General features: G+C 48.0%; 12 protein-coding genes. 3 read left to right on the top strand and 9 right to left on the bottom strand.

Annotation, left to right across the window (positions count from 1 at the left end):
• Positions 1-1,006, top strand: a 1,006-nt coding sequence (locus OXN25_10110) for a hypothetical protein (GenBank protein MDE0425211.1), incomplete at its 5' end; no start/stop codon positions are given.
• Positions 1,007-1,032: 26 nt separating this feature from the next.
• On the opposite strand, the gene OXN25_10115 is transcribed toward OXN25_10110, so the two are convergent.
• Complete coding sequence (locus OXN25_10115) at positions 1,033-4,119, bottom strand: N-6 DNA methylase (protein ID MDE0425212.1); 3,087 nt, start codon at positions 4,117-4,119, stop codon at positions 1,033-1,035.
• 121 nt (positions 4,120-4,240) lie between these two features.
• On the opposite strand from OXN25_10115, the gene OXN25_10120 reads away from it, so the two are divergent.
• Together OXN25_10120 and OXN25_10125 are read left to right on the top strand one after the other, a co-directional pair.
• Positions 4,241-5,272: an alcohol dehydrogenase catalytic domain-containing protein gene (locus OXN25_10120; protein ID MDE0425213.1), complete on the top strand. Its 1,032-nt coding sequence runs from the start codon at positions 4,241-4,243 to the stop codon at positions 5,270-5,272.
• A 105-nt stretch (positions 5,273-5,377) separates the two neighbouring features.
• Positions 5,378-6,013: a ThuA domain-containing protein gene (locus OXN25_10125; protein ID MDE0425214.1), complete on the top strand. Its 636-nt coding sequence runs from the start codon at positions 5,378-5,380 to the stop codon at positions 6,011-6,013.
• A 96-nt stretch (positions 6,014-6,109) separates the two neighbouring features.
• Here OXN25_10125 and OXN25_10130 read toward each other — a convergent pair whose 3' ends face one another.
• From OXN25_10130 to OXN25_10165, 8 genes are all read right to left on the bottom strand, one after another.
• Positions 6,110-6,514, bottom strand: a complete 405-nt coding sequence (locus OXN25_10130) for a hypothetical protein (protein ID MDE0425215.1) — start codon at positions 6,512-6,514, stop codon at positions 6,110-6,112.
• Positions 6,515-6,725: 211 nt separating this feature from the next.
• The gene (locus tag OXN25_10135; GenBank protein ID MDE0425216.1) at positions 6,726-8,054 is read right to left on the bottom strand and encodes a sulfatase; all 1,329 of its coding nucleotides are present in this window, start codon (positions 8,052-8,054) and stop codon (positions 6,726-6,728) included.
• Positions 8,055-8,202: 148 nt separating this feature from the next.
• Entirely contained in the window at positions 8,203-8,946 is a 744-nt protein-coding gene (locus OXN25_10140; GenBank protein ID MDE0425217.1) for a Uma2 family endonuclease, read from the bottom strand.
• Between the two features lie 143 nt (positions 8,947-9,089).
• Complete coding sequence (locus OXN25_10145; GenBank protein ID MDE0425218.1) at positions 9,090-10,139, bottom strand: Gfo/Idh/MocA family oxidoreductase; 1,050 nt, start codon at positions 10,137-10,139, stop codon at positions 9,090-9,092.
• A gap of 47 nt (positions 10,140-10,186) precedes the next feature.
• Positions 10,187-11,200 carry a zinc-binding dehydrogenase gene (locus tag OXN25_10150; protein MDE0425219.1) on the bottom strand — a complete coding sequence of 338 codons (1,014 nt, stop codon included), beginning with the start codon at positions 11,198-11,200 and terminating at the stop codon, positions 10,187-10,189.
• A gap of 162 nt (positions 11,201-11,362) precedes the next feature.
• On the bottom strand, positions 11,363-12,517 hold the full coding sequence (locus tag OXN25_10155; protein ID MDE0425220.1) for a hypothetical protein: 1,155 nt from the start codon (positions 12,515-12,517) through the stop codon (positions 11,363-11,365).
• Between the two features lie 47 nt (positions 12,518-12,564).
• On the bottom strand, positions 12,565-13,656 hold the full coding sequence (locus tag OXN25_10160; GenBank protein ID MDE0425221.1) for a transposase: 1,092 nt from the start codon (positions 13,654-13,656) through the stop codon (positions 12,565-12,567).
• Between the two features lie 259 nt (positions 13,657-13,915).
• Entirely contained in the window at positions 13,916-14,842 is a 927-nt protein-coding gene (locus OXN25_10165) for a hypothetical protein (GenBank protein MDE0425222.1), read from the bottom strand.
• Positions 14,843-14,990: the final 148 nt, after the last annotated feature.

The raw sequence follows: 14,990 nt of genomic DNA on the forward strand, positions 1-14,990 counted from the left end.
CGTGATAACATTAAGAAAACTGAAATTGCCTATGTCCAAAACTACTTATTGCGTTTTTATTTACGACAAATCAACATTTAAAACTGTTGCTGAGCAATGGTCAGAAACAGAACTGCAAGACAAATTTGAAATTACAAATCGTGGAAAATACTCAATAGAGAATGTGGTTGAATTCTGCACCCCCACACTGGTTAAAGAATATCTCAGAGATAAACAGGAACTAAAGCAAAAATTTCTGAAAGCGCAAAAAATATGTATTGTGATGCCCTTAGAAAAACCGGAGGAGAGTGATATAGCACTATTTTATAATTCTCTGCCGGATGAAGCAAAAAAGAAAACACAAAGAGTAATTGAAGATACATCCGACAAGCCAGAACGAGGGTATGGACGAGTTTTAGGTGTCCCTCATACTAAATCCAAAGCCTATCCTATACTTATGAGAGGATTAGTAAAAAATGCGTTTCATAGCTTTTTGTATGCTTACTCTATTCATTCCCCATATAATAAAGACCTAGAAAGCGAGTATCAATACAGAGGTTCAGAATCTATGTTTGATGAAGTCAAGGATTTTATCTTAAAGGGAGTTGGCGACACAAGTAAATTTATTCAAAAAACGGATCCAATTGAAAATATAAAATTTTTGCCAAACAATTCAAAATTTTATCATCATCATTTTCATCAAATAATTTTTTTCATTACGGAAAATAACATTGGTTGTAGAATTTATTATTTTTTAGGACTAAAGGGAGTGACTGAATGCTATCAAGTTCTTTTATCCGAAAATTCTGATTTCCAAGGTTCAGAAATATTACCAGTAAATAACCAAATCTTTATTCCATTTCGTGTTCACTCTCGCAGCTCTTTTTATAATCCTCTTGAGGTTCAGCAACCTTTATTGCACTATCCAACAAAAACCATTCAGAGATACGCTACTAACCTTATCTATAATCACAAAAGGGATTATAATTTTATTGCGAAACAAACTCCTCAACAACGATTTTGGTAAAGTGATAGAACTGAAACTTAAAGTAGTTAAAATTCAAGTACTTCATCAATCTCCCGCATAACCCCAAGCGTCTCCGCCACAGCCACCAGAATCGCACGATACCGCCGCACATCTTCATAACGCAACACCACACCCTTCCGATCCCGCAACCACTTCTCACACACCCGATACGAACCAATCTCATACCCCCAGACCTCTTCAGGTACATCCGTGAAATACTGAGATGTATTAATCCAAACTTTATCGTCCACATAACGCACGCGTCCAACAACGCCATCCCCTTCACCCTCAAACCGATGGCGCGGCGGCACTGATACATCTTTCAATAAATGCCAATCCATCAGACGCTGCCCCAACGCAGCGAGCGTTTGGAACTGTTCAATGTCCTGCGGTAAAGGGATACGAGGGAAATCGTATTTCAGGAAATCGTAATACCGTTCGCGGTAGGTTGGACTATACAAAATCGCATAGATATAGGCGAGAATCTCCTCCGGCGAAACACCTTCTGGGAGACTAAAGGTTTCAACCTGCGGGAGTTCCAACGCCTTCGAGAGTGCTGTGAGAAAAGGCGGTTTGAAATTGACGGAACGCTCTGTCTCAAGACCTAATTCTTCAGGGTTTGGATACAAGTAGAGCGGAAATACATGGGCAGATTCACTGGTTGTGTTCGAGATATAACAATTATCTGTAATTTTATCGGTAATCAAGGCATGTTGCCATACAGGACTCTTGACAATACGGCAGACACAGAGAGCAAAATTTTCCCTACGTAAGTGAGACATATTAGCAGGGCGAGGCATACAATGAAATCCACGCGAATGACCAGTATAGTAGGTCCAGCGTGTGTCAAACGGACGGTAGCAAATTGGTGTTACGTGTTGTTCAGTATCGAGATTATTACGGAGGTCCGCTTGGGCAAGGTGAATTTGCCAATCCCGACTATCTCTGGGTAACCTGTATCTCTCCCGCGCTTCGTCCACAGAAAGTGAAACAAAACCCGTTACCGTTTCGCGAACATTTTCGGGGGATTGATGAATTGTTAATCTGTCTCGTGCTGTGACAACACCAATTGAGCTGGTTTGAAAAATGTCAGTAATACTCCATCCTGCTTCGTATTCTGTTCTCCAAGCAGTGACTTGCGGCACCAAAAGATAATACGGTGATACTGGTTGCAGTTCATACCACTCAGTGGTTTGAACATCAATTTCCGAAAGCATGTTGTACCTTTCCTCTCGAGATCCCCACATATCTGAGTAATAGACTTTTGCTGGATCAAGGTTATCGCGTTCTTTGACACATAACAGAATAGTAACACCTTGTATAATGTCAAACACATTTTCATCTCTTTGCCCTATAGGAATAGCTTCCGTTCTTCTGTTGCTTCCATGTAAGTTGAGAATATAAACAGCGTTGAAACTCTCCAAGAGACTTTGGCGCATGCCGCGAGCAGTAGGAGCATCAAGAAAATTGTTGTTGACAATATAACCAACAACACCCTCGCCGTTCTTATCAATTCGCCACTGTGCCCAACGGATAAACTTCACGTAATCATCCTGAAGTGCTCTCGGGTTTATCTCACCAAGTAGTTCTCCATCTACTTGTCTGTAATCTTCCATGAGTTCACCGATAAAAGTTAGCTCTCCTCCTACACGACTGGGATTGGCAGAATGTTGCTTATAAGGCGGATTCCCAAGAATGACAAGCAACGGTTCATCACGTTTCACCGACAACGCAGCGTTTGCCTCGTCAGAAATAAACTCCGCAAAGGGCAACGGGGGCTGCATCTCCGCGGGTTGCTCCAACGTATTCGTGAGATAGATACCGAGCCGTTCATCCGCACCCCATCCTTGCGATTGTAAGAACAGTCCCAACTTCAGATGCGCAATCGTATAAGGGGCAACGAGTAGTTCAAACCCAAAAATCCGTTTAACCAGTTCGGCGTTGACATACTGCGCCCACTCCGCCGTACCGTAGGTTTGCGTCACAGACGCTTGGATATGCTCCAATACCGTCAACAGAAAACCACCCGTCCCTGTCGCAGGGTCAAGGATGAGCGTGTTGTCATCGGCAAGACCGTCCGGTCTGTCTAATTCCGTTTTCAACAGACTGTCCACAGACCTAACGATATAGGAGATAACCTGTGGTGGTGTGTAATAGACACCGCGATCGACGCGCCGCTGCGGATCGTATTCAGCGAGGAAGGTCTCGTAGAAATGGATAACGGGGTCTTCAAATTGATTCCGACCCGCAAACGCCGTGCGGAGCATCTCCGCTGGAACGTTTCGGAGGAGTGCTGAGATCTCGTCCAGAATATAGGTAACGTTTGCCTCGAGCCGCGGTGAGGCGATATGATGAAAGAGTTCAATGAGAAACGGGTTTGATCTCGGCAGCGCATCTACAGCCGTGTGTCGAGAGAAGTTCGTGGCATTCGGGAGTGTGCAGCGCGCCGCAAATAATCCATACGCAAGCGTCTGTGCATACATATCCGCAAAATCGTCAGGGGTCAATGTAGACAGGAGGAGCTCCTTGAATGCTGAGAACATCCTGTAGATGTCGCTACCTTCATCCACGAGCGTCGTTGCGACTTGGGTCTGTAGTTCCCGCGTCCGTCTGGCGAGGTATCCCGCGAGTGCCTCTGGCGTGGCAATCTGAATATCTCCAGCGTCCAGAAACCGCTCCAGTAATGTCTCGAAATCTTCAGTGCCATCCCCAACGCGTGCCTCTGCACGCTGCCGACCATCCGTCCACAACTGGAAATCAACGAAATTCGTCAGGATAAAGTTATCAAGGTTTTCGGTAAAACGCGCGTTCTGTTCTCTGGCGTGTCCCGTGAGATTGTTCAGATCTCTGCCGTACGCTTCTGCTTCAATATAACCGATGGGCAGCAAGCCATCCATCGCGACGAAATCCGGTCTGCCAATCTGATCCAATCGCCTCGGCTCTTGGACGAAGCGGACAGTGTTTCTACGAAAATGGTTAACGGAGAGTTCCTCAAGGAAGGCTTGGAGGTGTGGGAATAGCGAAAGTTCTGGCGTTGCCGCTGCACTCTCTTGTGTGCGGCGTATCCTCTGTAGGTAACGGTTACAATGTGTTTGAAAGTTCATGTTCTGCATTATACGCTTTCTGGGTCTTCTGTGCAAGGCTTTTGTCAAGGCTATAGCAGAAACCGATTGACACGATTAACATACTATGTTATGTTTCAAGCAGACGACTTACTTTTCAGGAGGCTCTATCGTGAAAGCGGCACAATTTTACGGCGGAAAAGACATTAGAGTTGAAACCGTACCAGATCCAACCCCTGAAGACGGACAAGTGCTGGTGCAGGTAGAAGCGGCAGGGATCTGTGGCAGCGATCTACACGGATACCACCATCAACCAGAGCAACCTTTATCGCCCCGTATCGGTGGACATGAGTTGATGGGAGAAATTATTGATATAGGTAGCAGTGTTACAGGCTATGACAAAGGGGCGCGCGTGGCGGTTGAACCGATTACCCCGTGTAATGATTGCCCGGAGTGCTACACCGGTAATTATAACATCTGTGTGAATTTGCGGCATGGTGGGGGCGGTTTTGCGGAATTTATGGTCGCACGGACACCCAATGTCTATGCTTTGCCAGAGAGCGTCTCTGCTGAAGGGGGTGCGTTGGCAGAGGTCTACGCTGTAGCGGTTCATGCTGTCAACAGAGCGATGGTATCACCGGGGGATCGCGTTGCCATTATCGGAAGTGGTCCTGTCGGATTGACGATTGCCCAGGTTGCGGATGTCGCAGGGGCGACCTCTATTGCTATGCTCGGAAAACCAGACGGACCGATACAGATCGCGCACGAAGCGGTGAGGGCTGTGCCTATTAATGTGGATAAGACGAACCCTGTCGAGGCGATTATGGACTGGAGCGATGGTAGAGGGGCGGATGTTGTTTTTGAAGCCGTCGGTGGCACGGCGAACACGCTGGAACAGGCGACGGAGATCGCGTCAAAACGCGGGACGGTCTGTATGGTCGGTGGGCATCGTACGCCACTCACCTTTACAGAACGGTTTGCCCGGAGTCGAGAGCTGACAGTCGTCTGGTCATTCTGTTACGGCAGACGCGGCGGAAAGACGGAATTTCAAGTGGCTATCGACCTACTCGCCGCGGGTAAACTCGATCCGAATCCGTTGGTTACACACAGGTTTAACTTGGACGATATTAGTGAGGCATTCGCTGTTGCAGCAGGTCGCGATGAACACGGGTCTGTTAAAGTGCTAGTGACACCGAATGATTAGCAGTCAGCGGTCAGGTCGCTGCGCTTTCAGCCATCAGTTGTTGGTATACCGATAACTGACAACTGACAGCCGATAGTTTCCGACAGCGAATAAAAGGATATAAAAATGGAAAATCTTAAACTGCTCGTATTTGTCGGAACGGAAGGTATTTATCACGACCACGCAGGAAATGGTCAGTTCTTGACCTCAATGCTCAACGGTACTGACAATATTGCAGCGGATTTCTCGCAAGACTACGACGTACTTGCTGACGGACTTAGCGGATATGACACCGTGCTTTTCTATACGGATGTTGGGGAACTGACCTCGGCACAAGAAGCGGGTTTGCTCAGTTATATCCGAAGAGGTGGCGGCTTTTTCGGGTTGCACACTGCGGCTGCCTCATTTAGGGAATCTGAAGGTTACCACGGTATGCTGAATGGGTTTTTCGACGGACACAGCCCATATATGGATTTTACGGTTAATGTGAGTGACACTGAACATCCGATTACCGAAGGATTAGGCGATTTTGCGGTGACGGACGAACTGTACTATCTCAAGCACAATCCTGCTGCGTCGCATCATCTGATGCACGCTTATGACGAGACGAAAGATGAGACGCATGTTATGGCGTTTCACCATACTTATGGCGAGGGGCGGGTTTTCTACTTTGCGCTGGGGCACGATATGGCGGTGCTTGAGAATCCGAGTTTTCAGACGGTTATCTGCCGAGGCGCGCTGTGGGCAGGCAATCGGCTTTAGTTTGTTTCAACTTGTGTTGAAGGGGCGGGGAATGATTGTCTTACGGTTGTCCCGTCTGTTGTTGCTTCAACGTTTCTATTTCCCGTGCGAGCACCTCTACTTGTCTTTCAAGAGTGCGATCCTTCCGCTTCGCCATGCCATAAGGATCTGTGGAATCGCTATCGCTGCAACAATAAGGGCTATTAACGCATATACAACGTTTGTTACGTGATCGATGCGTTTGTTCACACTCACAAATTGCTTATCAATACTTGAAAAGCGAGTATCAATACTTGCAAATTGCTTGTTAACGCTCTCGATTTTGAGGTCTACATATTCTTTGAGGCGCTGTTCGGAGGCTGCGATTTCCTGTTTAATTTCCTGTTTAATTTCCTGTTTCAGCCGTTTTTCGGACTCATTGACAATCAAGCGGATTTTGTTTATATCCGCATCTGTAAGTTCGCCGAGCGCGGGGAACGCGATGGCAGAAAAAAGTATTGAGAGCAGGAGTATCGTTTTCATTGACTGCGTCCTTTTATACGTTTATACTTGTAGCATAGTTTCCTGTTAGGCTGTACATCCGTGAGACGCACATTTACAAACTCACATAACGATGCGAGCATTTCCATAATTGTGGAATCTGCTATAAGTATATCACATTCTACTTTCAATACCAAATGTTTTTGATGACGTGGATTTCTGACAACTCACCTTACTATTACCCAACCCACGTTCACACCATTTCACGGGCAGGGTAGTGTTTATCGCCCGGTGATATATCGGTCGGATCGTTTGAGACAGCAGCTTCAGGGGGTTCCATAATTTGGTTTTCACTCACTGGATCGTCCGTTTCAACACGCCACTGCTCCAAACGGTTTCGCATTTCCGCCAAAACATCGGCATAATCCGGGTTACCGGCGAGGTTGTTTGCTTCCGATGGATCAAACACGACATCGTACAACCGTTCCGATTCAACAGGATCATCCCCCCAACCGTGCTCCATCATAAAGGTCTTGCTAATACTGTCGTCGCAGTTCGGGAGTGCCCACTTCTCAGCGTTGTCGTAGCGTTTGATGTATTTCCAGCGTTTCGTCCGGACAGCGCGTTGCGGTTCATAACAGCAGTGATAGTTGACTTCAGCAAAAATAGCGTCTCGGATATCGTCTGCTTCCGAATTCACCAGTGGGAGCATGGAATTGCCTTGTAGCCACGCGGGTGCTTCAATTCCCGCCAACTCACAGATTGTTGGGAACAGATCTATTTGACTGACTAAGCCATCTGCAACTTGCCCGCCACTAAAACCGCCAGGACCGCGAACAATCAACATTATGCCGATACCGTGGTCACTGAGGTGGCATTTCATACGCGGGAATGCGAGTCCATGATCGGTGGTGCATATCACAAGCGTATTCTCGGCGAGTCCGTTTTCTTCGAGTGCATCAAAAACGACCGCCATTTTTCTATCAAGCGTCCGGGCTGCGTCTATGTATTCCGCCATATCTTGCCGTGTCACGGGTGTATCGGGGAACGGTGCGGGTGGTTTCACATAGCGTGGATCGGTTTTCGGTTCACCCTCAGGCGGTGGATCAAATCCTTTTGCGCGCCGATGCGTTTCTCCGAATCCGACATCTAAAAAGAATGGAGCATCGTGTTTCTCTGCGATGAACGCGCGAGCGCGTTCTTCTGCGCCTGCGCGCGTCGTGCCTTCGGATAAGAGCCGCTGGTATCCTGTCTCTTTAAGGTCTCGGACAACATGCTGAAATCCTGCTAAGGCTGTGGTATAGCCCGCTTGATTCAAGGTATAGGTGATGAGATGCTCAGGGACCGGGAGACTCCAGCCACGGTTTGCCAGTCCACCCATGCCGCAGCTATGTGCGTATTGTCCGGTGAGGAGTGCGGCGCGCGAGGGCGAACAGGTGGGGTTCGCACAAAAGGCGTTTCTGAAGACAACCCCTTCTTCCGCGAGTTTTTGTATGTTCGGGGTCTGAATCGCGTGTCCGTAAGGTTGGACATACCGACCTGTGTCGTGAGAGTGGATATAGACTATGTTTGGTTTGCTCATATCATATAACCTTTGATATAAAGTAGACGCGCTTCGTAAGCGCGCCGATTTTGTATGCCTTTCGTATGCGTTAAACCGATAAAAACGTCAATGGATCTTTTTGAAATTGGCTCTTGATGCATTTTGTCAAATATAGTATCATTTTTAATCAGACACTGGCTTTCAGGCGTTCTAATTCCACTTGAAGCCGAGTGACTTCGCTTTCTGCTTGCTGTCGGGCCTCGGTTTCCTGATTGGCGCGGGCTTCAGCGTCTTTGGCGCGGGCTTCAGCGTCTTCGGCGCGGGCTTGGGCAGCTTCAGCAGCGGTTTGTAGCCATGTCTCTGCTTCCGGATTATAGATGCCTAAACTCTCCTCAAGGACGTGGAATTCTAAACCCAATGTCGCAGCAGGAATGCCGCCATTCGCAAGGGCTGAAATTTCAACATAAGCATTGCCAACGAGGCGGAAACCCATTAACGGGCTCGGTAAATAACGTCTATCTACATCGTAAACGAAATATTCAGAAATCCCAATCGTCGCATAGAGTTTCACCTTTCGCGTCAGGTCATTACGATAGATGCCTCTGCTCGCAAACTCCAAGACGAAATCGGGTGGCTTTCCCTCCTCCCATATCTTATAGATACGACGCTCCTTTTTACCGACACCGAAAGCAACGAAAATATCAGGCGAGATAGATTTACGGGGATTGCCTTCTTCATAATACATCATCATATCCCCAAGCACATAGGCATCAGGGATATGAGCAAGATGGTTCTCAATGCGATTCATATTCTTGACGAGTTCTCTAAAATGGCGTTCGGTTTCAGCCATAGGTTTACCATCCGATTCAGGATATAGGTCGGCTATTTCTGTCGGTGCGGAAGGGAGTGTGAAAGTATTTGGGTGTCCCATCGGTCTATCTCCTTTTCCGTAGTGTTTTCGAGTCCAAGGATTACTGAAATTACCAAATTATAGCATATTTTCAACAGTAGCTCAAATTAAAACAGCGTTGTTCAAGGAGATTCAGATGGTCATCAGCAGGAAATAACATTGTATTAGGGGCGCGATGCTTGTCTTGCTTTGTTGATTTCCGTTAGGACGTTCATTGCGTGCAATGACTCTTTTTTGTCGTATTGCGGACATTGACGCAAGCCTGCTGCGAGGCACCGGTGAACGGCTTCGGCTTGATAGAGAAAACCGTGCTGATTCGGGGAAGATCTCCGCATTGCTACGGATCCCGGCAATGGATACTCAAAATAGTGTAACGGCGCAGGTGCGTTTTGGGTTCTGTACTGTGAAGGCACACCGTTAGGAGGCGGGATTCGGATAGAGATACGCGTCGGGCAGTGCCCGGGTCGCTCAAGTGTGATACGTCCGGCGGTGCCGACGATTTCTGTTATCTCTGGGAGTTCAGAGTTGCGCGGTGGAAATGTGAAGATGGCATACCTGTCGTCTCCGTAATCCACAATCGCGCCACCGGCATTAGTGCCTATGGCAATGACATTTCTCGGCGACGCTGACGCACCGAAGGCGAGGGGTGCCGCTTGGATGGTATAGATCGGATCAAAGAAGTCGGACTGCGTTAGCACAACCTCGCCGATAGTACCTGCTTCAATTGCAGCACGGGCATGCTCTACCGCAGGAAAGAAACGTGTCCACATACCGTCCTGCATCATCACGTCCTGCTCTTCGGCTGCGGCGTACATCTCTTGGGCATCAGAGAGGTTGACAGTGAGCGGTTTCTCGCAGAGCACATGTTTGCCTGCCTCAATTGCAAGGAGGGTGTGTTCCTTATGTAGCGGGTTAATCGTGCCGATATAGACGATATCCACATCATCGGCTGCGACCATCTCTCGGTAGTCACCATAAGCTGTCCTAACGCCGTATCGCCTCGCGAATTCTTCCGCCCGGTCAAGGTCTCGCGCTGCCACAGCACTTACAGTTGCTCCTTCGCAGGCGTGCAAAGCCTCTACCCACATCCCTGAAATATTGCCAGCACCAAGGATGCCCCAACGCAACGGAAAAGCGACATCTGCTGCGTTTGTAATACCACGACGGATATCGAGCGGTGTTGAGAGTGGCATACTGTTTTTATTTGAATTCATAAGGGCTTCCTTTCTTCAAAGCAGGCTCGGTTAATTTTGTATTCACTTTACGCCCACGGATCAAGAACAACCTTCCCGCAGTCATGTGTACACTGCAGTGCCCACGCCTCCTGAATCTGGTGCATCGGGAAGGTGTGCGTGATGAACGTATCCAGCCGCGTCTTCACTTGTGTAATCATCCGCATCATAGCGGGTGTGCCTGGGAGGTTATAATGCCGCGTGCCGTGTAGGGTTAAGCCTTTATTGATAATTTCACCGCCCTGAATTGCCACGTCACGAATGCCCCCAATCAATGCAATGTGTCCTTTCGGACGCGTTACGTCAATCAACAATCGGACGGCTTCGGCAGCCGCCGAACATTCGATCCCCTTGTCTACACCGCTGCCACCCGTCAAATCTCGAATTTGATCGACGACATCCGTGTCTTGTGGATTGACAACTTCTGCTGCACCGAGTTTTTTCGCGAGGGCTGCGCGATAGGGATGGCTTTCAACAGCAATGACGTGCGCGCCCCTATAGACGGCATTAATCACACCCCCAAGTCCAATAGGTCCCATCCCTGTGATGAGGACGGTATCCAAGGCGTTAACATGCATCAACCGCATGGCATTAAACGTCGATCCAAGTCCACAACACGCCATTCCAGCGTGATGATAGGAGAGTTCGTCCGGAACAGGCACAAGCTGCCAGTCTCGTTTCAGGATGTACTGCGCATACGTTGCCGTCATACCCGCCTGTTCGGGAACGTTTAGGGCTTTTTGGTCGTCCCGACAGTGGGCATATTCGCCTGCTAAGCAGAGGTAACACTTTCCACAGGGGTAGTGTGGCATTACGACAACGCGGTCGCCTACCTTGACAGTGCCTTCCTGTGCGATTTCCACGACTTCACCGGCGGCTTCGTGTCCGAACCTGTCGCCTGTGCCTTCATTTTTGAAGCCTTTGTATTCCGTGCACATGGGTGCAGAGCGAATTTTGACGACGACGAACTCACCCTCAGCGACTGGGTCGGGTCTGTCAATTAAGCCCGCACTTTCAGGACCGAATTTTGCTACAACTTTCATCCCTATCTCCATCTTTTATGGTGGACCTTAGAATTAATTCGACACTTTGCACCGGCGAGGTTAGAAACTTCGCCTACCGGGTTGGGGTAAAATATCTGTTTATTTTTCAGGTTTACCATAAATAGTTTTTTCGTAAAATGTGTATGAGCAATCAAACTTGCTTTAGCGACGGACTCTATCACCCTTTTTAATCACGCCCCACGTCCTGAGAAGTTTATCGGTTGGATTCATACCTTGGCGACCTGTGTCGTAGACCTCAACAGTGGTAAATGGAACATCATTATGGCTTGCGTCGTTTAAAATGTAGATATCCCCGTTTACGACTTCAGCCTTATGGCCAACTCTGGCAACAGGCATGTCAGGATTTTGGGACCAACGACCGATTCGAGGGTGGTAGATTTCTATTGTTTTAAAATCTGTCGTCGGCTGCCCTTGACTCCGAAAATAACCGCCCATCACATAAATTTTTCCATTGATGACACTTGCGGTATGCCCTGATTTTGCGGTAAACATATCCCCTATTTCGCGCCAACTATTTCTTTGCGGGTCATAGACTTCAATACTGGAAAGAAAGGGACCCGGATGATTCATAATCATGGGCAATCCGGCACCCCCCATGACGTAAATTTTCCCGTCAACAACACTCACTGCGGCACCCGTCCGCGCATGGTTCATGTTTTTCCCTTTTGCCCATGTGTCGGTCACTGGATCATACACCTCCACGGTGTCTAAACGAAACGGTTCCATCTCGGATGAGTGCCCACCGATCGCGTAGATTTTCCCGTCCACGACACAGGCCCTGGTGTTTCTGGGTGTAGGCATATCGGCTTTCTGCGTCCACGTGTCAGTAGTTGGATCGTACATTTCGACGGTTGGCAGGTCTTCAGGCTTCCACCTTCGGAGCCTTCTAATCTCATTATTTCGCAGAAGGACATCGACCTCAAATCGATTCAGAGATGTTCCACCGATTGCGTAGATTTTCCCATCGACAACCGCGGTCGCTGCCTCAGTGCGGGGTGTTGGCATATCAGCCTTCCGTTCCCAGGTATCGGTTTTCGGGTCGTACATTTCGAGGGTTGAAAGGGACAAGTCTCCGAGTCCTTCAACATACCCCCCGATTGCGAATATCTTTCCGTTAACAACGCAGGTGGTAAAGCCTGATCGGGCTGTTGGCATGTTTGCTTTCTGTTCCCAAGTTCCGTCGGCTGCGAGATTGACGACCTTGATGACTGATAATGCCGTTAGCATCAGGATACCTAAAGTCAAACGCACTGTGATACTCCCATGCCTAAAGTCATGGGCTTCTTGCTTCGTCATTTCGTGCCTCCCGCAAGTGGAGGACTTACAGAAACTCCACAAGCGTTTTACGTCTCGGTGTATCCCACCGCGACATGTTTTAAGTTGATAGCTGCGTTTACGTCTCTATCTATGGACGTTCCGCAATTACTACAATGATAGTGCCTATCTGAAAGTGTTAAATCGTCTTTCTTTTCTCCACAACGACTACATGTCTTGGAACTGGCGAAAAACCTGCCCCCTTGCACAATTGGGATACCCAGCGTCTCTGCCTTCGTTTTGAGTTTCTCAAGGAAACCGCCAAGTGCAGCATCTGATAACGCCTTGGCAAGTTTCCGGTTCTTAAGCAGGTTCGTAACTGAAAGCGTCTCAATACCGATCTTGGCAGCAGACATAACGATAGCCGTCGCCGCCTTATGGTGAGCGTCTTTTCGGATACAAGAGATACGATAATGAATACGTTCCACTTTTCGTTTCTGCTTATACCAGTTCTGACTTAAGAATACCTTTCGGCTTAGCTTCCGTTGCTCGCGTGCTAACTTTCGCTCATACCGTTTTAGCGGTCGTGGGTTCTCATACTTCGTGCCGTCGTCAAGGGTTGCGAGGGTGTTGACGCCTACATCTATGCCGACAACAGGGAGCCCGCGTGTATCACGGGGATAGGTAGGTATTCCTGTGTCAACAAGGATAGAGACGAACCAACGGTGTGCTGTTCTTGAAATGGTGACGCGCTTGATCTTCCCATCAAAACGTAATGCCGAAAACATCTTGACGGTGCCGATTTTCGGCAACTTGATAGACTTACCATCAACCTTGCATTGATAACCTTCGACTGTATAGGATTGACGACTACCGCGTTTCTTGAACTTCGGGAAGTTGTTTTGCTTTTTCTGCCAACGTCTCACTGCATCTGATAGGTTTTTGACACCGTGCAATGCAGCACGTTGGTCTTGTTCGCCTGCCCAGTCCAACTCTTTTTTGCGTTGATTCCAACGAGTATTGAGGTCTATGAATGAACGGAAAACGCCTGCTGATAAACCTGCCTTGAAATCTGCTAAAGCCGAATTGAAGGCAAATCGCGCATAACCACATTGTTGTTGAAACCAAGTAACCTGTGCATCTGTCGGACGCAACGCTATTTTGTGTGCTTTTAATGCCATCCTTGGATTTACCAGCATCAGCCTTTAACCCCTAATGAGTGGGTAGGCAGACACGCAACCAAGCGGTTACGCTCATTATGTCTGCCAACTGGTAAGATAAGTATACTACAAAATACACCTTTTCGTCAACTCTTTTTTCTACAAAGCCACGAAACACGTGGGTTGGACCCAAAGCTAAAGCATTGGGATTGTTAGATAATGCCCTTCATTCCCAAAACCTCGCCCAACGCTATTTGCGGTGTCCGATTTAAAGGAGGTCTTATTTTTCTTTTAATTTTCCCCATTGGGTTGTTAGCAAGGCTGCATTCGGTTCAACAGGTAACGTGGCTGGATCAAACCAATCCGCATCGAACCCATCGCGTGATAATAGGGTTTTACCGCCGCTGTTTATATCAAGTCTGAAGACACGTTTATCGGCATCATAGAGGAGTTGATCACCTTGCGGCGACCAAGCTGGGCGCGTACCTTGGATAATTTTTGTCACGTCTTTCCCGTCACGATTCATAAGGTGGAGCCCTTTCAGGCGCCAAGAAAATGCAATTGTATCACCATCCGGCGACCATGCAGGAAAATAAAAAAACCGTCCTTCCACCCACGGCGGCGGGAGATTTGGGGGCAGCGGGAGTTCTTTTTCTTTTCCTGTCCTGAGATTGATAATGCGTATACGGTAATCACTGGGCTGCATGAAAATAAAAATTATCTCTGAGCCATCAGGGGACCAGTCCGAGAAGCCGCCGACTATATTCGTAAATGCCACGCTTTCTTCTGTTCGCTTTTCTATGTCCGCGATGCAAATTGACCAATCCTCTGACCGTGTGTAGGCAAGTTTTTTCCCATCAGGGGACCAAGTCGGATACTCTCTATAACTCAAGGTTCGCAACACTTTCCGGACGTTTCTGCCATCAGGATTCATGATGTAGATATCGCGAGTGCCGTCTCGATCAGAATGGAAAGCAATATGTTTACCTGTTGGGGACCAAACGGGCGCGCCGTCCCTTGCACCGTGTCGCGTCAAGTTTTCTTGTCTACTGCCATCAGCGTTCATGATATAAATTTCGCCATTGCCATCGCGCCAAGATTCAAAAACGATTTTGGGGGATGTTGGGACCTGTGCTTCTGTAGAGATGCCACTGCTGAATAGTGCAAAACCGATGCAACAAAATAGGACGAAAAGTTTAGTATTCATGATGTTCCTCCTTTTAGATTTGAGATCAAACGCTACTCTTTTTATTTTAGTGAAATGTGAAACAGGGGAAAATCGTCACCTTGTCCTTATTAATTAGGACTTACGCACTCCACCGGTAGGTGCGGTTTCTAACCGCACCGATCCTATG

The organism is Candidatus Poribacteria bacterium (genome assembly GCA_028820845.1).
Lineage (GTDB): Bacteria > Poribacteria > WGA-4E > WGA-4E > WGA-3G > WGA-3G.

What these genes read in the sequence shown, in the direction of transcription:
- OXN25_10135 (MDE0425216.1), bottom strand. Translation starts at nt 8,054, where the DNA reads ATGAGCAAACCAAACATAGTCTATATCCACTCTCACGACACAGGTCGG.
- OXN25_10125 (MDE0425214.1), top strand. Translation starts at nt 5,378, where the DNA reads ATGGAAAATCTTAAACTGCTCGTATTTGTCGGAACGGAAGGTATTTAT.
- OXN25_10115 (MDE0425212.1), bottom strand. Translation starts at nt 4,119, where the DNA reads ATGCAGAACATGAACTTTCAAACACATTGTAACCGTTACCTACAGAGG.
- OXN25_10160 (MDE0425221.1), bottom strand. Translation starts at nt 13,656, where the DNA reads ATGGCATTAAAAGCACACAAAATAGCGTTGCGTCCGACAGATGCACAG.
- OXN25_10130 (MDE0425215.1), bottom strand. Translation starts at nt 6,514, where the DNA reads ATGAAAACGATACTCCTGCTCTCAATACTTTTTTCTGCCATCGCGTTC.
- OXN25_10150 (MDE0425219.1), bottom strand. Translation starts at nt 11,200, where the DNA reads ATGAAAGTTGTAGCAAAATTCGGTCCTGAAAGTGCGGGCTTAATTGAC.
- OXN25_10155 (MDE0425220.1), bottom strand. Translation starts at nt 12,517, where the DNA reads ATGACGAAGCAAGAAGCCCATGACTTTAGGCATGGGAGTATCACAGTG.
- OXN25_10140 (MDE0425217.1), bottom strand. Translation starts at nt 8,946, where the DNA reads ATGGGACACCCAAATACTTTCACACTCCCTTCCGCACCGACAGAAATA.
- OXN25_10165 (MDE0425222.1), bottom strand. Translation starts at nt 14,842, where the DNA reads ATGAATACTAAACTTTTCGTCCTATTTTGTTGCATCGGTTTTGCACTA.
- OXN25_10145 (MDE0425218.1), bottom strand. Translation starts at nt 10,139, where the DNA reads ATGAATTCAAATAAAAACAGTATGCCACTCTCAACACCGCTCGATATC.